This window comes from Streptomyces sp. NPDC101110 (genome assembly GCF_044759525.1).
Taxonomy (GTDB): domain Bacteria; phylum Actinomycetota; class Actinomycetes; order Streptomycetales; family Streptomycetaceae; genus Streptomyces.
This window is the reverse complement of sequence record NZ_JBIVZM010000002.1, coordinates 425,579-451,404: the sequence shown is the minus strand read 5'-3', so window position 1 is coordinate 451,404 and position 25,826 is coordinate 425,579. Positions and strand designations below refer to the sequence as shown.

At 73.8% G+C, this 25,826-nt stretch carries 17 protein-coding genes; 7 read left to right on the top strand and 10 right to left on the bottom strand.

Features of this window, described 5'->3' with window-relative positions:
- Positions 1-20: 20 nt before the first annotated feature.
- Both ACIQU3_RS05355 and ACIQU3_RS05350 read right to left on the bottom strand, forming a co-directional pair.
- Complete coding sequence (locus ACIQU3_RS05355; protein WP_403923436.1) at positions 21-1,388, bottom strand: HEXXH motif domain-containing protein; 1,368 nt, start codon at positions 1,386-1,388, stop codon at positions 21-23.
- On the bottom strand, positions 1,385-2,608 hold the full coding sequence (locus ACIQU3_RS05350) for an FxsB family cyclophane-forming radical SAM/SPASM peptide maturase (RefSeq protein ID WP_403727382.1): 1,224 nt from the start codon (positions 2,606-2,608) through the stop codon (positions 1,385-1,387). The genes ACIQU3_RS05355 and ACIQU3_RS05350 overlap by 4 nt, the downstream gene beginning before the upstream one ends.
- A 257-nt stretch (positions 2,609-2,865) precedes the next feature.
- Here ACIQU3_RS05350 and fxsA point away from each other — a divergent pair, with 257 nt between their 5' ends.
- The 3 genes from fxsA (at position 2,866) to ACIQU3_RS05335 (ending at position 7,853) form a co-directional block, all read left to right on the top strand.
- Positions 2,866-3,060 (top strand): FxSxx-COOH cyclophane-containing RiPP peptide, encoded by a 195-nt coding sequence (fxsA, locus tag ACIQU3_RS05345; protein WP_403727384.1) that lies wholly within the window; start codon positions 2,866-2,868, stop codon positions 3,058-3,060.
- 123 nt (positions 3,061-3,183) lie between these two features.
- Complete coding sequence (fxsT, locus tag ACIQU3_RS05340) at positions 3,184-6,810, top strand: FxSxx-COOH system tetratricopeptide repeat protein (RefSeq protein WP_403923434.1); 3,627 nt, start codon at positions 3,184-3,186, stop codon at positions 6,808-6,810.
- Positions 6,811-6,980: 170 nt separating this feature from the next.
- The gene (locus ACIQU3_RS05335) at positions 6,981-7,853 is read left to right on the top strand and encodes a hypothetical protein (protein ID WP_403727389.1); all 873 of its coding nucleotides are present in this window, start codon (positions 6,981-6,983) and stop codon (positions 7,851-7,853) included.
- Here ACIQU3_RS05335 and ACIQU3_RS05330 read toward each other — a convergent pair.
- The 5 genes from ACIQU3_RS05330 to ACIQU3_RS05310 all read right to left on the bottom strand — a co-directional run bounded on the left by ACIQU3_RS05330 (position 7,831) and on the right by ACIQU3_RS05310 (position 15,130).
- Entirely contained in the window at positions 7,831-10,110 is a 2,280-nt protein-coding gene (locus ACIQU3_RS05330) for a hypothetical protein (protein WP_403923432.1), read from the bottom strand. The two genes, ACIQU3_RS05335 and ACIQU3_RS05330, sit on opposite strands and share 23 nt — an antisense overlap.
- Positions 10,111-10,157: 47 nt before the next feature.
- Positions 10,158-11,243: an ATP-binding protein gene (locus ACIQU3_RS05325; RefSeq protein ID WP_403923431.1), complete on the bottom strand. Its 1,086-nt coding sequence runs from the start codon at positions 11,241-11,243 to the stop codon at positions 10,158-10,160.
- Complete coding sequence (locus ACIQU3_RS05320; RefSeq protein WP_403923429.1) at positions 11,240-12,181, bottom strand: hypothetical protein; 942 nt, start codon at positions 12,179-12,181, stop codon at positions 11,240-11,242. The genes ACIQU3_RS05325 and ACIQU3_RS05320 overlap by 4 nt, the downstream gene beginning before the upstream one ends.
- Positions 12,182-12,235: 54 nt before the next feature.
- Positions 12,236-13,489: a cation:proton antiporter gene (locus ACIQU3_RS05315; RefSeq protein WP_403727400.1), complete on the bottom strand. Its 1,254-nt coding sequence runs from the start codon at positions 13,487-13,489 to the stop codon at positions 12,236-12,238.
- 555 nt (positions 13,490-14,044) lie between these two features.
- A complete protein-coding gene (locus tag ACIQU3_RS05310; RefSeq protein WP_403923427.1) occupies positions 14,045-15,130 on the bottom strand; it encodes a M12 family metallopeptidase in 1,086 nt (361 codons plus the stop codon).
- A gap of 99 nt (positions 15,131-15,229) precedes the next feature.
- Between ACIQU3_RS05310 and ACIQU3_RS05305 the strand changes: the two genes are divergently transcribed.
- Entirely contained in the window at positions 15,230-16,957 is a 1,728-nt protein-coding gene (locus ACIQU3_RS05305; RefSeq protein ID WP_403923426.1) for a LuxR C-terminal-related transcriptional regulator, read from the top strand.
- 237 nt (positions 16,958-17,194) lie between these two features.
- Here ACIQU3_RS05305 and ACIQU3_RS05300 read toward each other — a convergent pair whose 3' ends face one another.
- Positions 17,195-19,801, bottom strand: coding sequence for a CHAT domain-containing protein (locus ACIQU3_RS05300; RefSeq protein ID WP_403923424.1), 2,607 nt, complete (start codon positions 19,799-19,801; stop codon positions 17,195-17,197).
- Between the two features lie 131 nt (positions 19,802-19,932).
- On the opposite strand from ACIQU3_RS05300, the gene ACIQU3_RS05295 reads away from it, so the two are divergent.
- From ACIQU3_RS05295 to ACIQU3_RS05285, 3 genes are all read left to right on the top strand, one after another.
- The gene (locus ACIQU3_RS05295; RefSeq protein WP_403923422.1) at positions 19,933-21,363 is read left to right on the top strand and encodes a S8/S53 family peptidase; all 1,431 of its coding nucleotides are present in this window, start codon (positions 19,933-19,935) and stop codon (positions 21,361-21,363) included.
- A 62-nt stretch (positions 21,364-21,425) separates the two neighbouring features.
- Positions 21,426-22,001 (top strand): RNA polymerase sigma factor, encoded by a 576-nt coding sequence (locus tag ACIQU3_RS05290; protein WP_403727412.1) that lies wholly within the window; start codon positions 21,426-21,428, stop codon positions 21,999-22,001.
- A 5-nt stretch (positions 22,002-22,006) separates the two neighbouring features.
- The gene (locus tag ACIQU3_RS05285) at positions 22,007-22,495 is read left to right on the top strand and encodes a hypothetical protein (RefSeq protein ID WP_403727416.1); all 489 of its coding nucleotides are present in this window, start codon (positions 22,007-22,009) and stop codon (positions 22,493-22,495) included.
- An 83-nt stretch (positions 22,496-22,578) separates the two neighbouring features.
- Here the strand turns inward: ACIQU3_RS05285 and ACIQU3_RS05280 are convergent, their stop codons facing one another.
- Complete coding sequence (locus ACIQU3_RS05280) at positions 22,579-23,367, bottom strand: N-formylglutamate amidohydrolase (protein ID WP_403923420.1); 789 nt, start codon at positions 23,365-23,367, stop codon at positions 22,579-22,581.
- 188 nt (positions 23,368-23,555) lie between these two features.
- Positions 23,556-25,775 carry an NADP-dependent isocitrate dehydrogenase gene (locus ACIQU3_RS05275; protein ID WP_403727420.1) on the bottom strand — a complete coding sequence of 740 codons (2,220 nt, stop codon included), beginning with the start codon at positions 25,773-25,775 and terminating at the stop codon, positions 23,556-23,558.
- Positions 25,776-25,826 lie beyond the last annotated feature (51 nt).

The following is a 25,826-nucleotide window of genomic DNA, read 5'->3' as shown; positions in this document are numbered from 1 at the left end:
CGGGCGCCTCACGCCGGCGGTCAGATCAGCTGTGCCTCCGGCACCCCGTTCCTGCGGACCCACTCCGTTCGGTGCTCGGCCGCCAGGGCCAGGCCCCGGCGGCGGGCCTCGGCCGGGAGAGGAAGCCGGCACAGGGCGTCGAGCGTGCCCAGCATCGTCTGCGCGAAGTGCTCGCCCAGGGCCGTGAGCCGACCGGAGGCCAGCAGGACCTCCGTGGCCTGCCGGGCGCCCACCCGCCAGCGGGCGAACTGCGCCTCGGCCAGGGCGCGTTCGGCGGGATCCTGCTCCACGGCCCGGCGGCGGTTCCAGAAGTCCGCCACGCCCAGGTGAGCGTACGCCCCGTGGAAGAGGCCGAGCAGGGGCCGCGGGTCGGGGCGCCACGGCGCGTAGTAGAGCTCCTCGCCGTCCGGCTCGAAGAGGTCGAACAGGTGCAGTACGGCGGCGAACTTGCCGTGCTGCATCTCGTGGGCCATGGACAGGGCCAGGCCCCGCGCCGAGCGCGGCCGGGACAGCGCCATGGCGCCGAACGCCTCCGCGCTGCTGCCGCTGAAGCTGCCCGGGCGGTCGACCGGGACCAACGTGCGCGGACCGGCGACGAGTTCGGCGTAGGTCTGCGGATGGTGGGCCCGCAGCAGTCGGCAGGCCTCCCGCGCCGTGCTCTGCCACCGGCGCAATTCGTCCTCCGGCAGTCCCAGCGGCCGCGCGGGCACACCGGGGAAGCGCAACGGGTCGGCGTCGTCCAGGAGCAGCGGCGCGCCCGCCTCCGGCACCACGAGCCGGTGCGCCGCCCGCCACCGGCCCGACGGTCCGGACGGGACCCGCGGCACCTCGACCTCTCGGTCCGTGCGACCGCCTCCGGCCACCCCGATCCTGGCCGCGCCATCCGCGTCGACCACCACCTCGGCCAGGTCACCGGGCCGGGCACCGGGGAAGCGGGCACCGCCGAGCGAGGGCAGGAACACCTCGTCCGTCGCCAGGGTCCACCGCACCCGTCCGGGCACGCCCGCGCGCACCGCGGCGGCCGCGGCCAGGGCGCTGAACCAGTGGACCGGCGGCGCGCACGCGCCCCCCGGCCCGCCTGCGACGACCCTGTCCAGCCGGGCCAGCAGACCCGTCAGCGCGGTACCCGCCGACGGATGGGACAGGACCGCGGCCACAGCCACCGGATCCGTCCGGTGGGCGGCGGTGAGCACCTCCCACGCGCGCGCGGCGGCATCGGCCACGCCACCGCCGGCCTCAGCGGCGGTCTCCGCCACCGCCACCGCGCAGGCCAGCCGGCGGCTGTGCTCGGCGCGGGCCAGCAGACGCAGGGCATCGGCCCCGCCGCCGCCCGAAGCCAGTGCGGTGAAGAGCCTCCCCGGCACACGAAGCGGAACCGGCCCCCTCATGCCGCTTCCGCCGCAGCGGCGCGCAGCCCGTCCAGGTCCGCGGCCAGCCGTGCCCTGACCCGCGTGATCAGAGCCGCCAGGTCGGCGCAGTAGACGCTGGGGTTGGCGAACCCCGTGGCCGCACGGTAGCGGTGGGCGTAGTGCCCGCCCCCGCACACCTCCCGCAGCCGGCACGCACGGCACTGCGCGGACAGGCCGTCGACTCCCCACTGCCGGGCCGCGACACCCGGATGGCGCAGCAGCGCGTCGAAGGAATCACGCCCGACGTGCAGACCCGTCCGGGCGGCGCCGTGGTACGCGGTGCGCAGCGTGTCGTCCTGGGCGAGCGAACCGTCCGTCTCCACCACCGCGTACCTCACCGGCGCCAGGCCCAGCACCTCGGTCTGCGGTGTCCCGCCGAGCAGCAGCGCCATCATGTCCTCGAGCAACCGCACCCGGGTCTCCCGCCGTCCCGCCCCGTACCACCGCTCGAACACCCGCCACAGCCAGTCCGCGTACGGCGTGCCCGGGCGCAGCCCCGGTGGGGGAGTCCCCCAATTGCCCTGCGGCAGCAGGAAGTCCACGGACGGCGGGCGGTACATCAGCAGGTGCTCGTAGCAGCGCACCGGATCGTTGCGCAGGTCGATGGTGCACAACAGGCCCGCGAACAGCTCTCGATGGGGCCCGTCGGCCAGGCGGCGCAGCGCCTCGGTGACCCGTGTGTGACTGCCGCGGCCGTCCGCGCCGCGGCGGTGCCGGTCATGAGCCGCGCGGTCCCCGTCCAGGCTGACCGAGACGCGGATGCCGTGCTCGGCGCACAGGTCGAGCCAGCGCTCGGTCAGCCGTACGCCGTTGGTCTGCAGGGCGAAGTGCAGGCGTACGCCGGGACCGGCCGCCGCGCGCAGGACCGAGACGGTGCGTCCGACAGCGGCCTCACCGGCCAGCAGTGGCTCACCTCCGTGCAGCACCACCGCGGCCTCACGCACACCGTGCGCCGCGAGGTGCTCCGCGATGCGGTCGGCCGTGCGGTCCACCGTCTCCGGCGCCATGGTGCGCGGTTGCGTACGCCAACTCTGGTCCTGGGAGCGGTACATGTAGCAGTACTGACAGGCGAGGTCGCAGCGGCTGTGCACCTTCAGGACGAAAGAATGGAACGGCGCGGGCACCCAGCCGGCCGCCTCCCTGGCCACGACGTCGGCCGTGACCGGCCACGGCGGCTCCGCATGGCGCAGCCGATTCATACGCACCCCCCGGTCGCATGCCCGCCCGGCCCGTGCCCGCCAGGCCGGGCCACGCCAGTGGGCCCAGTATTCGGTGGGGGTGACAGGCCGTCAACATCGAGAATCCGTCGTCCCGGGCCGCCACCGCCCGAAAGTCGCCGTTTTCCCGCGGCACCCCGTGGGGACGTCAACACTGGACACCGAGTCCCGGGACACGCATGCGCCGGGCGTGGAGAGCCGCCACACGGCGGTCCGTCGGGCACCGCGGAGGATGGGCCATGGCAGAGCTCGAGGAAGCGGGTGCCGAGCGGGACGAGGCCGCCCTGGAGTCCGTCGTACTGGACCTCACCGACGTGCCCCTGGACGACCTCGCCGTGCTTCCGTCCTCCGTCCTGGGCGAGACCCTGCGCAGGCTGCGGACCGGCGGCGACCCGGACGAGCCCTTCGTCACCGGCCACAACGAGAGCCAATGACCGGCCCCCGTGCCGACGCGGCCCTCGCGCGAAACCGTCTGATCAGGGGCAACCCGTCCTATACTGACCGTCCCTGACTGTCGTGCCCACCGTCCAGCACCTGCCGTCCGAAGCGGAGTGGCCATGCCCGACATCCACGCAGCCGACCGCTCGGGACGGTTCGCCCTCTTCTGCTCCACCGCGGAGAACCTCGGCGTCAGCACGACGGTGCGCAACGTCGCGGACCTGCTGGCCGCCGGCAACCGCAGCGTCCTGATCGTGGACGGCCGGGCCACCGCCACGCCGGGCGACGCCCCGGTGCCCGAGCCCGAACCCGGGCGCATCCACGCCGTCGCCCGCCCGGACACCTCGTCCCTCCTCGCCCTCACCTCCGACCCACGGGCCCTCGGCCATGACCACGTGCTCGTGGAGGCGCCGCTGCCCGACGCGCTCGACGCGCCGGCCGAGGGCAGACTCGGCTCGCTCGCCGATTCCCTCGTGCTCTGCTTCGCCATGACCGCCTGGTCCATCGACGGCGCCGCCGCGCTGGCCGAGCAGATGAGCGGCGGCCGGTCCGGCCGGCCCGTGCGGCTGCTGGCCCTGGGTCTGAAGAGCAACGTCGAGTCGCACGACCGGCTGCGCGGCGCACGCGAACGGGTGCGCCGCAAGTTCGGGCCCCTCTCGCGGGCCTCCCGCACCTCCGAGGTCGCCTTCCTGGAGATCCCGTACCACCCGCTCTACCTCGACACCAGGCAACTGGCGGTCGAGAGCGAGCCGGAGGGCTCGGTGACCGGGCTGCGTCCCTACTACGAACGGCTGGCCGACTGGCTCCGCAACCGGCGCCCGCTGCCGCTCAGCCGGGTCACCCTCGTCCACTCCCAGCGCCACGCGCCCTGGGCGGCCTGGCTGGAGGACCAGTTCCGGCGCGGTGGCATCCGCACCGAACTGCGCGCCCTGGACGCCTACTCCGGCGACCGGCCGGCCCCGGGCACCGCGCTGCTCTTCCTCTCCCCGGCCGACATGGACCACGCCGGTCTCGCCCAGCTCGCCGCGCTGTCCCATCCCGACGTCCGGATCGTCCTGGCCGACGAGCCCTTCCCCGACCCGGGCGCCGCCCACCACGAACGCATCGATCTGCGCGGCACCGACGAGGACGAGGCGGTGCGGCGGCTGTACGCCGGGCTCGGCCTCGGCGCACCACCACCGGCGGACGGCACGCCCGGCGCCCGTTTCCCGCGACTGCCCGCGGTCACCAACGTTGCCCCCCGCTACAGCGGCTTCGTCGGCCGGGACGACGTCCTCGGCGCTCTCCTGGAGGAACTGCACGCGGCGGGCCGGGACCACACCCCGCTGGTCGTGCACGCCGCGAGCGGCTGGGGCAAGAGCGAGATCGTCCGCGAGCTGTGCCACCGCTTCGGCTCCGCCTACGACGTGGTGTGGTGGGTGCGTTCCTGGGAGATCCCGCGCGCCCGCCGCGGCCTGCACCGGCTCGCCGGCCGGCTCGACCTGATCACCACCGGCGACGGGGCCTCCCCGGCCCTGTTCGAACACCTCTCCCGCACCGACACGCAGAGCTGGCTGCTCATCTACGACGGGGCCGAGTCCCCCGACGGGCTGCAGGACATGCTGCCCACCCCGCACACCCGCGGGCATGTGCTGATCACCAGCCGCAGCGCCCCGGCCACGGCAGGCATGGCGGCCTTCTCCCTGCCTCCCATGTCGCCGGCCGAGTGCCGGGCCGTCCTCGGTGAACGGCTCGCGGAGATCGACGAGGAGCAGGCCCAGCGGGTCGGCCAGGTCCTGGGTTTCGTCCCGCTCGCCCTGCGCATCGCCGCCCTGTGCCTCGCCGAACGCGCGGCGGCCCACCGGCGCGACGACAACATGGGCGACCAGGCCGCGGCCCGGGCGGCCGTCGCCCACCTCCTCGCCGAGTACCGCACGGCCCAGCAGGCCCTCCTCGAACAGGACGGCGCCGCCCCGCCGGTGCCGGTCATGGTGCGGGTGGCGCGGCAGACCGTGCTGCACACCCCGGGCGCCGCCGCCTGGCGCGCGGAAAGCCGTACGAGCGACGCCCTGGGCTGGCTGCTGAACGCCGCCTCCCTGCTCACCGGCCGCGGCATGGGCCTGGAACTGCTCCGCTCCCGGCGCATCCTCTCCGAACTCGCCCGTGACGACACCCCCGACGCCGCGCCGGTGCGCCGGATCCCGGTCGACGCGCGGATGCCCGACGAGCACATGGTGAGCGTCGCCCTGTGGGCCCTGTCCCGGGTCGGACTCCTGGAGGTCGACTTCGACCGGCCCGACCAGCCCCTCGGACAGCACCACGCCGTACGCGACGCCGTCCGCACCGCCATGGACCCGGCCGAGCGCGCCCACATCGAGCAGGTGCTGCGCGGCACCCTCGCCGAGTTCACCCCGGACGAGGACCGCGGCCTGAGCGCCGACTGGGCCCGCGAGGTGTACTCCCTGCGTCTGTGGGAGGACCACCGCCCCCGTGTGAAGCGCTCCCTGCTGCGCCACCTCAACGCCCTCAGCCAGCGCGGCGAGACCGCCGACCTCGCCCGTCTGCTCGACATCTCAGAGCGGGCCCAGGCGTCCTGGGCCCCGGCGGACGACGGCGATCCGTCACCTGAGTACCTGCGCCTGCTCAACTTCACCGCACGCGCCCACCGCCTCACCGGCGCCTACGAACCGGCCCGCCGGCTGTCCGAACAGGCCCTGCGCGGCCACCGCCGGCTGCTCGGCCCCCTGCACCCGAGAACGCTGCTGTCCGCCGACTCCTACGGCGCCAACCTGCGTTCCCTCGGCAGGTTCTCCGACGCGCTGTTCCAGGCCCGCCCCGTCCTGGAGGGCCTGACGCTGCTGCTCGGACCGCAGCACGCCGCGACCGTGCAGGTCGAGCACAACCTCGCCTTCACCGAGGCCCTGAGCGGACGGGCCCCCGACGCGCTGGCCCGGCTCCTCGCCCGGTTCCGCAGCCGTCAGGCCGTCGGCGGCGAGGACGATCCGGCCGTCTGGCACGCCGCCGACCTGCTGGCCTGGGTCTACCGCACCCTGGGCCGCGACGCGGAGTCCCAGGACCTGCTGCGGCAGTGGCTGCACCGCCACGGCGACGTCACCACCGGCACCCGCCTGATCATCGAACTGGGGCTGGCCGTCAGCGAACGCCGCATCACCTACAACTCCGCCCGTTCCCACGAGCGGGTCTACGGCTATGAGAAGGCCCTCGAACGGGACCGGCGGGTGCTCGCCGAGACGACCAGCCGGTTCGGTGCCGACGATCTGATCACCCTGCGCTGCCGCTTCAGCCTCGCCGCCGACCTGCACGCCCTGGGCAAGCACGACGAGGCAGAACACGAGGCCCGGCTGTGCGGCAGGGCCGTGGAGAACAGCCTCGGCGCCGGGCACCCCTATGCCGCGCTGGCCGGCGTCCGGCACGCGGTGTACCTGCGGGCCACCGGCGCCGTCGAGGAGGCGGAGGCCACCGGCCGGGCCGCGCTGCACCTCCTGACCGACCGGCTCGGCGACAGCCACGCCTGGGTGTCCGCCGCGGAGAACTCCCTCGCGGCCACCCTCGCCGCGGCCGGGCGGACCGAGGAGGCGACCGGGCTCGCCGAGAGCGCCCTGCGCCGTTTGCGGGACCTGGACATGGGGCATCGCCCCGACGGGCGGCGCGTGGGGGCGCACCACGCCTGGCTCACCTCCCGGGCCTCCGGATCCACCGCACCGGCCCGGGACTTCGACATCGATCTGGAACTGCCCGGCATCTAGGGCCGGCGCCGTCGCCCCGGCGGTTCCCCGACAGAAGGTGGGCGTACGTGGCAGCAGCCCCGCAACCGGAGACCGAGCTCTTCACGGAGTCCCATTGGTCCCCGGAGGGCCACGGCCGAATAACAGCGCTGTGCCAAGGGGCCTTCGCCGGTGTCCACGCGCTGAGGTCCGTGGCCCACTACAGCAACGGCATCATCGACTTCGTGGTCCGCCGGGGTGGCAGCCCGCCGCTGAGCAGCCTGGTCACCGTGGGCGGCGAGGACATCGCGAACGAGGCGCTGCCCGGCAGCCGGCTGCTGCTGTGCACCCAGGACCTGGGCGCGCTGATGCGGCCGCTGGGCACCGGTGAGCTGATGCGTGTCGTGGTGGCCAACGCGCACGGCGGCCTGTGGGGCGGGCGTGTCAAGGCGGGGGAGTACCTGTCCGCGCACACCGACACGCCCGGCGGGATGCCCACCGTGGACGACGCCATGAACTCCCTCGTCTCCGCGATCCGTACCCAGGTGCACCACCTGCCCGACGAACTGCCCGGCGGCGTCACCGACTCCATGGAGCCGCTGCCGGAGGACAAGGGCCGGCTGCGGATCGACTTCGGGACGGCGGCGGCCGGGCACGACGACCCCTCCGAGATGCGGCTGCGGGCCCTGTGGGGCGCCCACGTCAACACCCTCGACCTGCAGTACGCCGCCTACTACCGGGACTGGAAACTCGTCTGCTCGGGCGACGTCTTCGAAAGTCCCGATCTCGGCCCGCGCTTCCTGGAGACCAGCGTGCGCTCACGCCGCACCTCCTACCGCGACCTCGCCCAGAGTCTGCGCGGCCATCTCGCCCGGCTCACCGACGCGTTGCGGCTGGTGGTGGCGCCGCCCGCCGACCGCCTCGTCCTGGACGTCCAGGAGGGCGCCGTGTACGTGGTGTGGCTGTCACCGCGCGACTACGTCCTCGGAGTGACCCTGGACCAGCGGCAGGTCGCCCATGCCGAAACCCGGCTGCGCCTGCTGGCGGACGCCCTGTGCGAGGTCACGGCGCCCGGACGGCGCTGACCAGGTCGCCCCACACCTCGTCGGCGAGTGCCTCCACCGCCCGCGCCACGGTCGGGCGGTGCACCGGGCCCACCCCGCCGAGGGCCTGCACGGGCAGCACCTCGACCGCCGTCTCGTACTGCCGGCAGACCCCGCGCAGCCGCGCCCACTGCTCCTCGCTCGGCACACCGGCCGAGACGGCACGGAACCAGGCGTCGGCTCCCGTACGGAACGTCTCCGTCAACTGCCGCACCAGCGTGGCGCAGCCCAGCGCCGCCAGCTCCGCCGGCCCCGCCCGAAGAGCCGGACCGCCGTCGGCGTCACCGTCCGCCGGGTGTCCGGACAGCCGTTCCACGGACGCGTCCAGCAACGTGAACACCTCCTCGAAGCGTCCCTCGACGGGCTCGGGCAGCGCCGTACGCGCCGGGCCGGACGCCGCCGCGACCAGATCACGCCGGGCCAGATCGCTCACCGTCCGCCGCAACTGCCCCAGCTGGGCACCGTGTTCACCGAGGGCACTGCGCAACTCGGTGGTCAGATCGGCGAGATCGGCCTCCTGACGCAGTTGGGTGAGGCGGGCACGCAGCCGGTCCAGGGCCTGGTTCACGTCCTGCGCGAAGTCACCCGGGCGGTACACCAGGGGCTGTGACCCCAAGGAGCGCGCCAGCCGGTCCCGCATGGTGCGCGACACATGGCCGTTGACCACCAGCAGCACCTCGGCCTGCGCCGGATCGAGGGCGTAGCGCAGGGCCCGGACCCGCGCGGTGATGCGCTCCTCGTCGTCCGCGACGAGCACCGACGGGGTGACCACGATCGCGATGTAGGCGTTGCGGACCGGCTCCAGCCAGTACGCCACCGGCAACGGACCGCCGGCGTCGGAGCTGCGTGCCGGGACCGGGTCGGGCGAGGCGATGCGCCACTGACCCAGCGCCAGCGCGTCGTGGATGGTGGACAGCACCTGGTCGTCGGAGACGTTGTCGTGCAGCTCGCGCACGGCCCGCAGCACGGTCGCGGCACTCACCTCCCGGACCGCGCCGCCGCCGTCCTCGCTCAACTGCCAGGCGTGACGGCAGGTCTTGAGGATCTCCCGCGGCACCCCGCCGGTGAGTTCCTGGAGGACGCCGACCGACTCGGAGCCGAACGGCGCCGGCCACCGCTCGATCGCGTCCGACCCCTCGGACGCCCCCGGCCGGGTGCCCGAACCGACGTACTCGGCGACCAGCCGTCCGGTGAGCTCCGCGCCGAACCGGGTCGGCCACAGCTGCACCACCCGCTCGTGCAGGCTCGGCCGGAACGCGTTCAGGCCACGCGGCGACGTGCAGAACACCAGCAGACCGCCCCGGCTGACATACACGTTCACCAGCCGCTCGAAGGCGTCCACGAACGTACGCCGGGGCTCCTCGGGCCAGTCCAGCACCTTCTCCAGCGAGTCGATCAGCAGGACGTACGGTTTGCCCACCCGGCCGTGCAGGAATCCCTGGACGGCCAGCGCGTCGAAGACCGGGTCGATGCCCGAGACGGCGTCCTTGATGCCGCGTTCCTTCAACTGCTGCGCGGGCTCGTCGCCGCTCAGCCACGCCCACACCATCGAGGTGAACCGCGGGTCCTGGAGCAGGGCGAGCGCGGTGGCGAAGCGCCGGTGCTCCGTCACCTCGCCGAGGGTGACGCGCAGGTCGGCGTGCATCACCTCGGGGTCGTAGCGCAGGGCGGACACCACCTTGTCCGGGTCGAGGACCCGGTCGCGCAGCCCGGTGGCGATGTCGTCGAGGGCGATGTCGCCCAGCGGGATGTCGTCCGGCCGGCCCGGGCGCGTGTCGGAGCTCTGCTCGCCGACCCGCACCGCCGTCACATAGGCGTAGTAGTCCCGGACGAGTTCCTCGAACGCGGCCCGCCCCTCCGGGCTGTCGGCGGGGCCCCGCAGCCGGTCGCGGTACATCCGGCCGAAGTCCTGCGCAGGCTCGTCGACGATCCACAGGGCGGGGCCGTCCGGGCGGGCCAGCGCGTTGCAGACCTCCCGGGCCGCATGGGACTTGCCCAGGCCGAACTCGCCGACCACGGCGATCGCCCGGCCGCGCCGGCCGCCCCGGGGTCGGTCCCGGAGGTAGTCGCGCACCAGGCCCTGGAGATCCTCCAGGATCTGGGTCGGGACATGGGCGTTGCCCGAGTCCGCGGCCTCGACCGGGGCCTCGCCGAGGTCCGCCGACGGGCCGAGACGCACGACCGGCACCAGGGGGAAGGGGTTGCTGTACCAGGTGTCTGCATTGCCTGCTGCGGCCACGATGGCACTCCTTGCGGATCCTGTGAGGGCGCGGTCGGGGGTGGGCGTCAGCCGCCGGAGCGGGGCGGGATCGGGTCACGGAGCAGGGAGGCGCGGCCTGCCCGCCGCCGCTCCCAGTGGGGTCTGAGCGCGTCGGCGTCGATCGGCCAGGGGTGTGGCGCGCTGCGCAGCGCGTCCGCCGCCGAGTGGAACACCGTCCGCAGCTCGCGTACGTCGGACGGTCTCCATTCGGAGTGTGCCGCCACCAGGGAACTCCTGTCCGGTTCGACCAGTCCGCCCGGGCCGCCGTTCGCCGCCCGGGCGCTGTGACTGAACCGCCAGATGTCCTCGGCGTCCAGCTCGCGCAGCGCGAGATGGGTGACCGCCGCCGACCCGTTGAGGGTGGCGGCCACTTCCCTCGCCGTCTCAGCCGCACCGTGACTCACTTCGACGAACAGTACGATCCTGGGGTGCGCGGCGCTCAGGCAGGAGCGCAGAAAGTCGGTTCGGAGGCCGGCGTCGTTCCACCGTATGTGCGGGATCACGGCGAAGAGCAGGGCGTTGTGCTGGTCCAGCAGATCCCTCATGTCGCCGTAGGCCTGGTACGGATCCTCTTCCTCGACGATCGAACGGACGCGCTCCTCGGGGAACGCGTGCCGCAACAGCCTCTTCGCGATCTCCTTGCGTATGCGGGTGTTGATCAGTTCGACCGGTGCGAACGACCCGTCGGGTCCGACGCTGATGCGGTGGCCGTCGTTCATCAGGCCCGCGGTCGGCACGAACACGGCGAGCGGGTCGCCCGCTTCGGCCGCCCCCTTCGCCACGCGTTGCCGTGCTTCGTGGAAGCACCGGTGGATGAGGCTGGTCTTGCCCATGCCGGGGAGTCCGCTGACGATCACCACACGGCCGTCTCCGGAGCCCCCGTCGAGGAGTTCGTCGAGCGTGGGCCAGCGCGCGAGGAAGCGTTTGAGCTGCTCGCCCGAGTGATCCACGTCCACCCATTGGTCCATGTGGTCGGGCTGTTTCCACGGCACCAGGGGATGGTCGGCGCTGAACGTCGCGTGGGCGCCGGCTTCCGGATCACCGTTCGTCGGGCCGTTCGAGCCGTACGGTTTGCGCACTCCGTAGGGGTTGGCCCAGTCGGAGCTGGTCATGCGTGAGGTCCTCCGGCGCCGGTGGGACGGTCGCTGCCGCGTGTTCCGGGCAGCCACCACAGGGGCGCCGGGCGTCGTAGATCCGCCACCTCGCGGGTCCGCAGGTCCAGGGTCGTGCGCACGGCGTCCGCCTCGCTCTTTCTCTGGCGCGGCAGCAGGAGTTGACCCTCCCGGCTGCTCGGCAGTCGGTCCGTCAAGGGCAGGGAATCGGCCAGCCGCCGGGCCGCCTCGCGGCGCTGAGCGGGGCCGGGCACCTGGGCGAGGAGAGCGGTGAGCGTCTCCCGGGCCCGTAACGCCTCGGCGTGGTCCGTCTCGGGATCCTGCTCGTATGCCGAGAGATACAGCCATGCGATCCTCCGGAATTCCTGTACGGCCGCCGCCAGTTGCCGGTCGCGCGTGCGCCGCTCCGCCGAGATCCGTTCCGTCGCCTGTCCGATCAGAGTGAGGGCCGCGCCGGCCGCCAGCAGGTACACCCCGTCGAGGAAACCGCTCAGGCCGCCGGAGCCGCCCTTGTCCGCGGACGCCCCCGGCGGGTCGCCCGCCGCGGCCATGACCGCGTCGCAGACTCGCTCGAAGTCACTCTTGTGCTTGTCGGCCCAGTCGTCGAGCGACATCACGCCGCCTTCGGAACCGGGCACCCGGACGGCGGCCGGACCGGCCGGGCCCGACGGGCGCCGCACCACGCCCAGTCGTAACGCGGCCTGCCTGAGCTCGTCACGGTGGTCGTCGGCCAGGCAGTACACGAGACGCACGTCGCTGCTGCCGCCGTCGGCCACGGCCTGACCGGCGCCGGCGGGGAGGAGCAGCAGGGCGCCGAGCAGGACGGGCCGCCAGCGACGGGCGGGGGAGGGACGCAGGACACCGTACCCGCGCCCGCCGCGGTGGACACGTCCGCGGCGGCGGGGGCGCCCCCCGTCGCTTCCTCCCCGCTCAGCCATCCGGCCTCCCGTTCTCCTGGCCGCGACCCGTCCGGACGCCGCACACCCCTGCGGCTATGCGGAGGACCGCAGTCCGTCGGTCGTGGCCGGTGCCCCGCCCGGCGTGCCGTCGGCGGGGTCCGGATGCCGGGGGAGACGCTGGTTCCCGGCCGCGGGTTGCCGCTTCTTTCCGGCCCGGTGGCGCGACCAGCAACCGAACCCGATCCGGGCCCCGTAGTGCAGCAGATTGACCGTCACCACGGCCGGTGCGACCACACCGACCGTCTTCGGGAAGTCGCGTTCGAGGGTGAGGGCGAGCAGCACGGCCGTGAGTCCGTTCTGCTGACCGATTCCCAGCAGGATGCGGTCCCTCGCGGACAGGCCGCGGACGAAGAGCGGCATCAGCAGCACGGCCACCACCGCCTGTGCGAGGAATGCCGAACCCCCCAGCAGCAGACCGGGCTTGAACGCCACCCCCTGGGCGACGAACAGCCCCAGCAGGGCGGTGGCGAGCAGGAAGGCACTGGTGACCGCCCGTGCGAGCGGGCGGGCGAACACCGGTGTGCGCAGGAACAGTCCGGCCACCGCGACGGCCAGCATGAGCATGTTCGCGGCGGCGAGCCCCAGCATGACCACGACCACAAGGACGGCGAGCGGCGTCACCGGGCGCCTGGGACGCACGGGCTCCCGGTCCGTCCGGCGGTCCGGCCGCAGCCTGGCGCACGCCCACCACGCCAGCAGGGCTCCGACCACCAGCAGCCCGTTCAGCACCAGTCCGAGGGCGTATCCCTGTGCCCCGCCCCCCACCACCGCGGGCGTGCCCGTGTGGCCCGAGGCCGTGTAGGCGTACCCGGCGGCGTACAGCGTCAGCAGCACTGTCATCGGATCGTCGAAGGCCGCCCATGCCGTGAGCAGGGAGCGGGCGCGTTGTGACATGTGCCCGTCCTCGTTGAGGGCGGCCACCGACAACGGGTCGATCTGTGCGACGACGATGCCGAGGACCAGGTACTGCGGGCGGTCGAAGGCCCAGACCATCACGGCCGAGATCATCGCCGCCTTGAGGACGACCCCCAGCGTGACGGCCGCCACCACGCCCCGCAGGTCGCGCCGGAGATCGGCGAGATCGATGCCGTACGTGCTGCCGTACAGCCCCACGGCGAGCAGCAGCCCCGTGGCGACGACGTACCCGGTGGTGCCGACGAGGCGTGTCGGGTCCGCCGCCAGGCCGACCGACGTCCCCAGGACCAGCGCGCCCAGCGCTCCGAGCAGTACGGCCGGAACCGCCGGCAGCCTCCGCGGCCGGCCTCGGTCGGGTCGTGACCTCTCCACCTGCTCCCCCCATCCCCCGGTGGTACGCCGTGAGCGTAGTCGGGCCGTAGGCACCTCGTGCGCTTATCGATACGGACGTGCAACCGCGAGAGCAATCAAGCTTAGATGTGAGCACCCGGACGGCGTAACACCATTGCCAGCCGTTCCCTTCCACGATGCCCGGTGGCGACGGCTGCTGAACGCTCTTCACCCCTGGGGTGGATCCACGGCGCCCCGGCCGGTGCGCCCCGCGTCCGCCCGGCCGCCCTCGGCGGGTCCCCGGAGGGCACCGCGTCCGTCGGGCGTGCGCCCCCGGACCCGGCCGGACATCGGCGTGCGGGTGCGGACGTCGGCGCACGCGCCCGGCAAACCGCACCCGGCGTGCGCGAGCTTCCCCCGGCACCTGGCGCGCGAGCCGGCCCCCCGGCACAGGCGTGCGAGCCGGTCCCCCCGGCACACGGTCCCCCCGTGCACATGGCGTGGTCGAGGACGTCACCCACCCCCATGGGCGACGTCCTCGACCGCTCCCCCGGTGCCGGACTGTGGTTCAGGTGCCCGCGTCGTGGATCCGTGCCGTCACCAGCACATCACCGCCGTCCCGCCGCAACCCCAGGCGGAGTACAGACGTACGCGGACGACGTAGCGGCGGCCCTTGACGAGCCGGGCGCGGATCGTGGCGTTGTGCGGCGTCCCCCCGTCGTCCCGGCCGGCGAGATAGCGGGGCTCCCCGTCCCGCTCCTCGAAGACCACGACGACGGCGTCGCAGTCGCCGAAGGTGCCCAGCGTGTAGGTGCGGCTCTCCGGCGGGTCGAGCACGAAGTCCGCCTGCTCGCCCGGGCCGAGCCCGAGCGGCGCGGAACGGAACGGCACCAGCGCGGGCGAACCCTGCGGATGCGCCGGCGGATACCAGCGGAGCACGGCCTCCTTGTCGGCGGCGGACAGGGTGCCGGGCGGGTTCAAGCCACCGCGGTACTGCTCCGGTTCCAGGATCAGCCCCGAGGGGAAGGGGAACCCCATGATCGACTGAGGGTCCCAGACCGGGGTGTCGACCTCGTCGGGTCCGAGCTTGCGCAGGATGTTGTAGTGGGTCCGCTCCCGGCTCCAGTGGTGGGGCGGGCCCGCCAGTTCGGCGTACACCGCCTCGTCGTCCCAGTGGATGCCGGCGAACGGGCTCTGGTGCGCGTGCAGCAGGCCGAGCGCGTGCCCGATCTGGTGCAGGGCCGTCGCGCGCTCCCCGGACGCGGTCAGGTCCCAGCCGAAGTTCATGGTGCGCTCGTGCCGCCCGGCCCGCAGCGCCTCCCGGCCCACCGCCGACCAGGAGCCGTCACCGGCCTGGAAGCCGATGCGCAGTTCGGCCTCCGAGCGGTCGGCGACCTCGGCGAAGGAGATCCCGATGCCGAGGTCCTGCCACTCCCGGAAGCAGTCACGCACCACGTCCCGCTGCTCCTCGGCACCGGCCCACGACACCCGTCGCGTCATCCCCCTCCCCGGCACGGGGATGACGGACGCGTCGGAGTCGCCGCCGAAGAACCAGTAGTGCAGGACGGTGCCGTTGACCCACTTCCGCCGCCCGCCCGCGAGCGCGCCCAGCCGCTCGGCCGCCGGCCCCGGTGCGAAGGCGGGCGCCGGCGCCTGTGCCAGCGAGCAGTAGCGTGCGGTCATGGGCCACAGCCTGCCGTGCGGCCCGTCCCCGGCGCCTGAGTCGGAGGCTACTCAAGTCGCCCTGTATCAAAGGTGAGTAGTGGCGCTCATGTCTGTGTGATGACTTACGAGAGGGACGCGACGACGCTGGAGCTGCCCTGGCCGTTCACCGGCCGGGAGGACGAACTGGAGCTGGTCCGCCGGTCCCTGACCGGCGCACGGCACGGCATCGTGGTGACGGGCCCGGCGGGCAGCGGCAAGACCCGCCTGGTCACCGAGGCGATCCGCGGCACCGACTGCGCCCGGGCGGCCGGCACCCCTGAGAGCCGGACCACTCCCTTCGCGGCGTTCGCCCATCTGCTGCCCGAGCCGATCACGCTGCACCGCGCGGTCCGGTCGCTGTCGGGCGTGCGCACCCTGCTGGTGGACGACGCGCACCTCCTCGACGACGCCTCCGCCTCCCTGGTCCACCAGCTCGCCGTGCACGGGCGCACCCGGCTGCTGGTCGTCACCACGGACGGCCACCGCGTGCCCGGCGCGATCTCCCGGCTGTGGACCGGTGAACTCCTGCCGCGCCTCGCACTGGAGCCGCTGCCCGAGGAGGAGACCGGCTCCCTGCTCACGACGGGTGCCGGCCCCCTCGACGCGCTCACCGCGAACCGGCTGCGCCGTCTGAGCCAGGGCGACCTGCGACTGCTGCGTGACCTGCTGGTGGCGGTGCGCGGGCTGCTGACCCCCGTCCCCGGCTCCGGAGAACGGGCGTGGCGGGGCCCGGTCCCGCTGACCCCGGCCGTCCGCGAGCGTGCCGTTCCCGTCCTCGGCCGGACCTGCCCTCTGGAGCGCGAGACCCTCGACCGGCTCGCCTTTGCCGAACCCCTGCCGCCGGACCAGGACGACCTGGATCTCGGGGTCCTCGAAACCCTGGAGTCCGACGGCCTGATCGAGGTCGACGACCGGGGCGCCGTCCGTCTCGCCCATCCCCTGTACGGGCCGGTGCTGCGGGCCGCCGCGGGCCGGCTGCGGGCACGTCGGCTGGCGAGGACGCCGGACGCCTGCGCCGTCGCCCTCGACGCCGAGTCGGCCGCCCTGGCCCGCCGCATCGCCCGGGCCGACGTTCGGGATACGGCCACGCCGGTGGGGGAGTGGCTGGTGGCCGAGGGCGGCCCGGTGCCGGCCCCGTACGCCGCGGTGCGCGCCCGGTTCGCCCGGCTGCGCGGGGAGGTACGGGAGGCGGCGGCCTGGGCGCGGGAAGGCTTGCGGGACGATCCCGCCGACGCGTCCTGCCGGGCGGAACTCGGCCTGGCCGTCGCGGCGGTGGACAGCCCCGGCGGCCCCGGCCTGGATCCGGAAGTCCTCACCGACCCCTACGACGCCGTACGCCTCGGTGCCCCCGGGAAGGCAGGCGACCGGCTCGGCGGCGTCTTCGCCCGCCACGCCGACGCGCTCAGCCGCGCCGACGGACCGCAACTCGATGAGGTGGCCGGGGAACTGGAGCGGCGGGGCTTCCTGCTGTTCGCCGCCGAGGCCCACGCCCAGGCCGTGCGCGCCCACCGCGATCCGCGCGCCGCCCGGCACTCGCGTACCCGGGCCGTCGCGCTGGCCCGGCGCTGCCAGGGCGCCCGGACGCCCGCACTGTCCGGACTGGTCCTCGGCGAACTCACCGCCAGACAGCGGCAGATCGTCACCCTGGCGGCATCCGGCCTGACCAACCGGCAGATCGCCGAGCGTCTCACCCTGTCCGTCCGCACCGTCGGCAACCACCTGTACAGCGCCTACACCCGGCTCGGAGCCAGCGACCGCGGCGCCCTGCCGCGGCTGGACCGGACACCGGAGGCCCAGCCGGCCTGAGCCGGAACCGGACAGCCGATGTGCTCGGGCACCAGGACACGGCCGGCTGAACCGGCGCCGCGGTGCCTGAGCCGGCGTCGCGACAGCCGATGCGCCCCGACGCCAGGGCAACCGGCCTGAACCGGCGCCAGGGCAACCGGCCTGAACCGGCGCCAGGGCAACCGGCCCGGCCCGGCGCCAGGGCAACCGGCCCGGACCGGCAGCAGGACAGGCGGCCTGACCCGCACAGGGGACGGGTCAGGCCGCCCCGAACGCGGCGAACGCCCAGCCCGTGGCCTGGTGCAGCGCATCGCCCGGCAGCGCGGCCCGGGCGTCGCGCAGCGCCTCCGCCAGGGACAGACCTGCGTCGAGGCCCTTGTGCAGCGCGAGCATCAGCGGCACCACCGCCGCGTCGTTCACGGGCGCGCTGCACGCCACCACCCCGGCCGTGCCCAGCGGCAGCAACGCCGTGACCAGGCCCAGCAGTTCGTCGGCGCCGACAGAGGCGAGCCGGGCGGTGTCGCAGCAGGACAGGATGATCCGGTAGGGACTGCGGTCCAGCCGCTCGAAGTCGTGCACGACGATCGGCCCGTCCGCCATCCGCAGGGACGAGAACAGCGGGCTGTCCGCACGGAACGTGCCGTGCGCCGCGATGTGCGCCAGCGCCGCCCCGTCCAGCTCCTCCAGCACCCGGTGCACCCGCGCCCGGTCCTCCTCCAAAACCGTCGCACAGCTGTACCGGCCGGCCAGTTCGGGCACCTCGGCACCGCCCGTCGCCAGGCCGGGGCCGCGCACCAGCACATGGCAGCCGTCCGGCGGCGGCGCGGTCTCCCGGGCCCGCAGCCAGCTGCCCGCCGACGGCGACACGCTGAGCACCCGCTCCCGCAGCGACGGCAGCAGCGCCCACGGCACCCGGTGCAGCCGTCCCGGCGGCACGATCACCACCGGCCCGCGGCCCAGCTGCGCCGCGGCCGGTCCGAGCAGCAGTTCCTCCAGCCGGCGCCCCGCCGCCTCCACGACCGGAAGCCGTGCCTCGGCCCCGGGGTGCGCCAGCCGCCGCAGGCCCGCCTGCACGTGCTCGGCCTCGGTCTCCGCCTCTTCGAGCAGCCCGGCCCCGAACCGACGCACCCGCCCCCGCCCGCACAGCAGCACCTGCACCCGACCGTCGACGACGGCGAGCTCCACCAGCGTGATCTCGTCGCCCAGTCGTTCCAGCAACCGGCCGACGTCGAACCGGTCCCCACCCCCGGGCGCCTCGCCCCGCATGTGCAGCGTCCGGGAGCGGATCTCCCGCTCCAGGCGCCGTTGTTCGCGCTCCAGCGCCACGACCGGCCGGCCGTCCATCCGGGCCGCCTCCGCGCGCGAGGCGATCTCCCGGAAGGCCGTCATGCCGCTGAGCAGCTCCGGGTCCGCGGGCGGCCGAGTCGGCGGCGCGGACAGCACGGTGGCCCGCCAGCGCTCGCTCCACACCAGCAGCCGCCGCGGTCCGCCGGAGACCAGACTGACCCGTTGCGCCAACGCCGCCAACTCCGCGCCCTGTTCGGTGGCACGCGCCCGGAGTTCGGAGGCGCCCAGGGTCATCCGGTGGTCGTCCAGCACGTCCAGGCCCCGCCGGCACGCCTCCAGCACACCCCGGGACGATCCGGCGGCCCGGGCCCGCAACGCCTGCGCCGCCCAGCCCGTCAACCGCGCCAGCGGCGGACCGCTGCGCCGGCTGCGCGCCGCCACGGCCAAGTGCCGCTCCGCGTCCGCGGTCCAGCCCAGGTCCAGCGCGATCCGGCCCGCCAGCAGCGACGCCTCCGGCGCGGCCGGGGATCCGAAGGACGCCAGCTTCCCCGCCACCGCCGCCGCGTCGGCGACCAGCCGGCCCGAGCCGCGCCCGGCCGCGTGCCGTGCCTCGGTCAGCACCAGCCGGGCGTGCGTCTCCCACCAGGTGCGCCGCTGCCCGGCGAACAGCCGCACCGCGAGGGCCGCGCGGACTATGGCCGTGTGCGGATCGCCCGCGAGCCGGGCCGCCCGCGCCGCGGCCAGCAGCAGCTCCGCCTTTCGGGTGGACTGCCCGCCGATCCCGTCCAGCCTCCCGGTCGCCGCGTCCGCCTCGGCCAGCGCCTCCGGCGCCAGACCGGCCGCCATCAGCACCTCGCAGCGCCGGATGTCCAGCATGAACGTCGGCGTGCCGAGCCGGGCGTACCGCTCCTCCGCCTCGTCCAGCAGCCGCAGCGCCGCCGGCACGTCACCCGACCGGAAGGCGGCCAGGCCCCGGCTCTCCACCGCGTCGGCCTTGTCGTGCTCCTGGCCGGTGGTGTCCCACAGCGCCTCGGCCGCGCTGAAGTCCGCCTCCGCCCGCTCCACCGCACCCAGCGCCAGATGCACGGTGGCCCGCAGGGTCAGCGCCCGCGCCGTCCAGATCACGTCGTCCGCCTGCCGCAGCACGGGCACCGCCCGGCGCACGTCCTCCAGCGCCTCGCGATGGTGACCGAGCACCCACCACACGTATGCCCGCCGGTACAGCACCCGCGCCCTGGTGTGCCCGCCGCCCCGTGCCACCCCCCGCTCGAACGCGGCCAGGCCGTCCCGGGTGCGGCCCGCGTGCACCAGCGCCACACCCAGCGTGGCCAGCACGTCCGCCTCCCGGTCGGCCGAGTCGGCCCGCGCCGCGTATTCCCGGGCCCGCCGCAGATGGTGCAGCGCGAGCCGCAGGTCGCCGAAGTCCCGCTGCCAGATTCCGATCACCTGATGGGCCACGGAGGCGTCCAGCGGGGAAGGACCGGCGTCGAGCAGCGCCCGGGCCCTCGCGAGAGCCTCGCCCGGGTCGGCGAACACCATCGGCAGCAGTTCGGTCACCGAGTCGCTTCCCGCTGTCACTCCTCGGATGGTAGTGGTCCCGGAGCACGCCCCACAGGTGTGGAGCTGTATCAAGGGACGGCTCGGCGGCTCTTGTTGACGACCGCTCAGCGCCACCGGACGACGCCGTCGCACCAACGGGAGGACCCGCCATGGCACCTCAGCGATTCCACGAGCAGTTCGACCACATCCAGCGCTCGATGCCGGACGTCCCCCTGGCGATGGGCCCGGACGACTCTGCGGAGTTCATGTACGAGAAGGGCGTGGTCCTCGTCCGTGACGGCGAGGAGGCCCGGGTCGTCGAGGACACGGTGCGGGCCCACTTCACGGCGGCACCCGACCTCGACCAGGAGCAGGTCCGGCGCGCGGGCCCGCAGACCAACCGCAGCGGCATCACCCGCATCCGGGTCGGCGACCCGGGCGAGGGCGGCCGGGACGGCGACCGTGCCGTCGCCCACGCCCTGCGCTCGGTACGGGAACACGAGTCCCGGACCGGCCGCCGGATGGTCGCCCGCAACCACGTGGTGCACATCGCCGTCAACGCCTGCCCCGGTGACGAACCCGTCCCCGCTCCGCTCAGCGAGCCGCCCAATCCGGCAGCGGCCGACACCCCCCACGACCCGGACACCGCCGTCGCCGTCCTCGTCGTCGACACCGGCCTCACGCACGACTACCGCTCCTGCGGCCTGCTGGCCCACACGGGCGGCGACGCCCAGGTGCGGGAGTGCGACGACCAGGGGGTCCTCCAGCAGTACGTCGGCCACGGCACGTTCATCGCCGGGCTCGTGGCGGCCGTGGCGCCCAACACCGACATCACCGTGCGCGGCACCCTCAACGACGCGGGTGCCATCCTGGAGTCGGAGTTCGGCGAGAGGCTCTTCGAGGCCGTGGACGCGGGCGGCTGGCCCGACGTTCTCAGCCTCTCCGCCGGCACTGCCAACGGCCGCACCGACGGCCTGCTGGGCGTCGAGAACTTCATGCGGGAACTGCGCGAGCAGCGCACCCTGCTGGTCGCCGCCGCCGGCAACAACGCCGGCGCCATGCCCTTCTGGCCCGCCGCCTACGCCGATCTGCCCGGCTGGGAGGACTCCGTGCTGTCGGTCGGCGCCCTGCGCAGCGACGGCGAGTTCGGCGCCTGCTTCACCAACCACGGCCCCTGGGTGAAGGTCTACGCCCCCGGCGAGCGCCTCACCAGCGCCCTCACCGGCTTCGACTCCCCGGTCCCGTACATCTACCAGCACTCCACCTACGACGCCTGCCGCTACGGCTTCTCCTACGGCTGCACGTGCAGCCACCCCCGTCACAGCGGCGTGCTGAGCGACGAGGGTGTCGCCGCCAAGCCGGACCAGGTGATGTTCGAGGGGTACGCGCAGTGGAGCGGCACCTCCTTCGCCACCCCGGTGACCGCGGGCCTGGTCGCCGCCCACATGACGGCGCACAAGGAGACCGACCCGCGGGCGGCCCGGCAGCAGCTCCTGCACACCAACACGGAGTTCGCGGAAGTGCGCGGAGCGCACGTTCCGGCGCTTCGTCCGCCCACCTGGCGCCCGGTCCCCGTCGTGCGCCTCGGCACCGGACTGTGACGGCCGAAGCCGCCCCCTGCACGGCGTACGATGACGTGCCGTACTCGAGGGGTGGGGCTGCCGTGGACCGTACTGATGCCGGCGCGCTCGTCCAGGCGGCCGCCGACGGCGACGCGGCGGCCTGGAAGGCGCTCGTGGAAGGGCTGAGCCCCCTGGTGTGGTCCGTCGTCCGGGCCCACAGGCTCTCCGACGCCGACGCCCACGAGGTGTACCAGACGGCGTGGTTCCGCTTCGCCCAGCACCTCGGGCGCATCCGCGAGCCCGGCAAGGCCGGGGCGTGGCTGGCGAGCACCGCGCGCCACGAGTGCCTGAAGGTCATCCGCAGTGCGCAGCGACTGACCCTGACGGACGACCCGCGGATGCTGGACCGGGTCAGCGAGGACGGCACGCCGGAACAGTCGCTGCTCGACTCCGAGGAGGCCGCCGCACAGAGCGAACGCGTCCGGCGGCTGTGGCAGGAGTTCGAGGAACTGGGCGAGCGTTGCAGGCAGTTGCTGCGCGTGCTGATGGCCACGCCGCCGCCCAGCTACCACGACGTGTCCGCCGCGCTGGGGATCGCGGTGGGCAGCATCGGGCCGCTGCGCCAGCGCTGCCTCAGGCGCCTGCGGGCCCGGCTCGAGGCACGGGGGGCGGTGTGAGCGGCATGAACGGTATGAACGGCGACGACCTTTTCGGCGAAGGGGACTTCGACGACCGGGAGTTCGACGACGATGTGCTGGAGGAGGAGCTGCGGCGGGCGGCCGCCGTCCTCGACCCGGTTCCGGCGGTGCTCCAGCAGATCGCGGTCGACGCCTACGCGCTGCACGACCTGGACACGCGCGTGGCCGAGCTGACCTTCGACTCGCTGGTCGACGCCCTCCCGGTCAGGGGTGCCGCCGACCTTCCCCGGATGCTGACCTTCCGGGTGGGTGAGGTGACCGTGGACGTCGAGGTGACGGAGCGGGGGCTGATGGGGCAGGTGCTGCCGCCGCAGCCGGCCCGGATCGAGGTCCTCGGCGGCCCGCGGCCCGGCTCCCCGCTCACGGCCGACGACCTGGGCCGCTTCACCACCGACGTACCGCTGTCCGGCCCGTTCGCCCTGCGGCTGCGGACCGGCGGGGACGTGGTGGTGACGGAGTGGCTGCGGGCCTGACCGCGGTGCGGTGGTCACGGATCACCGTCGGGCGGTTCAGCGGGACACGGCCGTGAGGTGATCACGGATCACCGTCGGGGGGTTCAGCGGGACACGGCGTCCACCAGTGCGGCCAGTGCCCCGCCGAGCCGCTCCAGCCCGGGCCCGGCGGGGCCGCCCGGCTCGGTCATGTAGGTGTCCCGGCGGATCTCGACCATGAGGGCGCTCACCTCGGGCCGCTTCCCGTAGAACTCCAGGGGGACGTAGGTCCCGCTGAACGGGGTGTCGAGTTCCGTCTCCCCGAACGCCTCCCGGGCGGCGTCCAGCAGCGCGGGAGGGGTGTGGAAGGAGTCGGTGCCGAGACAGACCGCCGGGCGGGGCCCCTCCCCGTGCAGCTCGTAAGGCAGCCTCCGGCTGGGGTAGGAGTGCACGTCGACGATCACGGCCCGTCCGGTGGCTTCCAGCCGGTCCGCCACGGCCCGTGTCATCGCCCGCGCGTACGGCTCGAAGTACCGCTCGACGAGCGGCCCGGCATCGACGCCGTCGGGCCGCAGCACCCCGCCGTGCGTGGTCCGCGTGTAGACCGCCCCCATCCCGACGGCCAGCATCTCCTCCCGCTCGTCCGGGAACCGTTCCGGATCGACGACCAGCCGCGACAGCCGGTTGACGAATCGCCACGGTGTGACGGCGGCCAGGCCGGCCGCCGTCTCGGCGATCTCCGCGGTGTGCGCGTCGGTGATGTGGTCGAGCTCCCGCCCCAGCTCCTCGTCGCCGAGCACGATCCGCTGCCGCACGGCGTCCGGTATCTCCCGCGCGGAGTGCGGCACATGGAGGATCACGGGCGACCGTCCGGCTCCGGGCAGCAGCTGAAAGGCGTGCGGGGCGTCGGTCACGGGGCGGCTCCAGGGGCGTCGTCGGTTGCGTGGGCAAGATCAAAGTGCCGGTCGGGCTGCCTGAACACAGGGCTGAAGCGCGCTGCGCTGACGTGCCGGGGCGGTCGGTCAAGGGCGGACACGGCTCCGCCCCGGCCGGGCGCTGTGCCGGCCGGGGCGGAGCCAGTGGGCCGAAGGGGCCCGTTGCGTCAGCTCAGGGACGCCAGGGCCTCGTTCCACGTGGTGGACGGGCGCATGGCCTGCGCGGCCTTCGCCGGGTCGGGCTGGTAGTAGCCACCGATGTCGACCGGCTTGCCCTGGGCGCCGACCAGCTCGTCGACGATCTTCTGCTCGTTCGCGGCGAGCGTCTCGGCGAGCGGCGCGAAGGCCTTCGCCAGGTCCGCGTCGTCGGTCTGCCCGGCCAGCTCCTGCGCCCAGTACAGGGACAGGTAGAAGTGGCTGCCGCGGTTGTCGATGCCGCCGACGCGACGGGTCGGGGACTTGTCCTCGTTGAGGAAGGTCGCCGTGGCGCGGTCGAGGGTGTCGGCCAGCACCTGGGCGCGGGCGTTGCCCGTCACCTTGGCGTACTGCTCCAGGGACGGCACCAGGGCGAAGAACTCACCCAGGGAGTCCCAGCGCAGGTAGTTCTCCTTGACCAGCTGCTGCACGTGCTTCGGCGCCGAGCCGCCCGCACCCGTCTCGAACAGGCCGCCGCCCGCCATCAGCGGGACGACCGACAGCATCTTGGCGCTGGTGCCCAGCTCCAGGATCGGGAACAGGTCGGTCAGGTAGTCCCGCAGGACGTTGCCGGTGACCGAGATCGTGTTCTCGCCGCGGCGGATGCGCTCCACGGACAGCTTCGTCGCCTCGACCGGGTTGAGGATCCGGATGTCCAGGCCCTCGGTGTCGTGCTCGGCGAGGTAGGTGTTGACCTTGGCGATCAGGTTGGCGTCGTGCGCGCGGGTCTCGTCCAGCCAGAACACCGCCGGGTCGCCGGTGGCGCGGGCGCGGGTGACGGCCAGCTTCACCCAGTCCTTGATCGGCGCGTCCTTGGTCTGGCAGGCGCGGAAGATGTCGCCGGCCGAGACCGTCTGCTCGATGAGCGCGGTGCCGTTGCCGTCGACCAGGCGGACGGTGCCCGTGGTGGGGATCTCGAACGTCTTGTCGTGGCTGCCGTACTCCTCGGCCTTCTGCGCCATGAGGCCGACGTTCGGCACGGTGCCCATGGTCGACGGGTCGAAGGCGCCGTTGGTCCGGCAGTCCTCGATCACGGCCTGGTAGACGCCCGCGTAGGAGGAGTCCGGCAGGACCGCGAGGGTGTCGTGCTCCTGGCCGTCCGGGCCCCACATGTGGCCGGAGGTGCGGATCATGGCCGGCATGGAGGCGTCCACGATGACGTCCGAGGGGACGTGCAGGTTGGTGATGCCCTTGTCGGAGTCGACCATCGCGAGCTCCGGGCCCTCGGCGAGCTCGGCGTCGAAGGAGGCCTTGATCTCGGCGCCCTCCGGCAGGGCGTCCAGGCCCTTCCAGATGCCGCCCAGACCGTCGTTCGGGGTCAGGCCGGCCGCGGCGAGCTTGTCGCCGTACTGCGCGAACGTCTTCGGGAAGAAGGCGCGCACCACGTGGCCGAAGACGATCGGGTCGGAGACCTTCATCATCGTCGCCTTCAGGTGCACCGAGAACAGCACGCCCTCGGCCTTGGCGCGGGCGACCTGCGCGGTCAGGAACTCGCGCAGCGCGGCGACCCGCATCACGGAGGCGTCGACCACCTCACCGGCGAGCACCGGTACGGACTCGCGCAGCACGGTGGTGGTGCCGTCGTCGCCGACGAGCTCGATGCGCAGCGCGCCGTCCTCGGCGATGACGACCGACTTCTCGGTGGAGCGGAAGTCGTTCTGGCCCATGGTCGCCACGTTGGTCTTGGACTCGGAGGTCCAGGCGCCCATGCGGTGCGGGTGGGACTTGGCGTAGTTCTTGACCGAGGCGGGGGCGCGCCGGTCGGAGTTGCCCTCACGCAGGACCGGGTTCACGGCGGAGCCCTTGACCTTGTCGTAGCGGGCGCGGATCTCACGCTCCTCGTCGGTCTTCGGGTCGTCCGGGTAGTCCGGCAGCGCGTAGCCCTGGCCCTGCAGCTCGGCCACGGCGGCCTTGAGCTGCGGGATGGACGCCGAGATGTTCGGCAGCTTGATGATGTTGGCGGCGGGCGTCTTGGCCAGCTCGCCGAGCTCCGCGAGGGCGTCCGGGATGCGCTGGTCCTCGGTCAGGTACTCCGGGAACACGGCGATGATGCGTCCGGCCAGCGAGATGTCGCGGGTCTCCACGGGGACACCCGCCTGCGATGCGTACGCCCGGACCACCGGCAGGAAGGAATACGTCGCCAGGGCGGGGGCCTCGTCAGTGTGCGTATAGATGATGGTCGAGTCAGTCACCGGGTGCTCCGCTCCACGTCTGCAACATTGCTCGACATCAAGATATCTCGT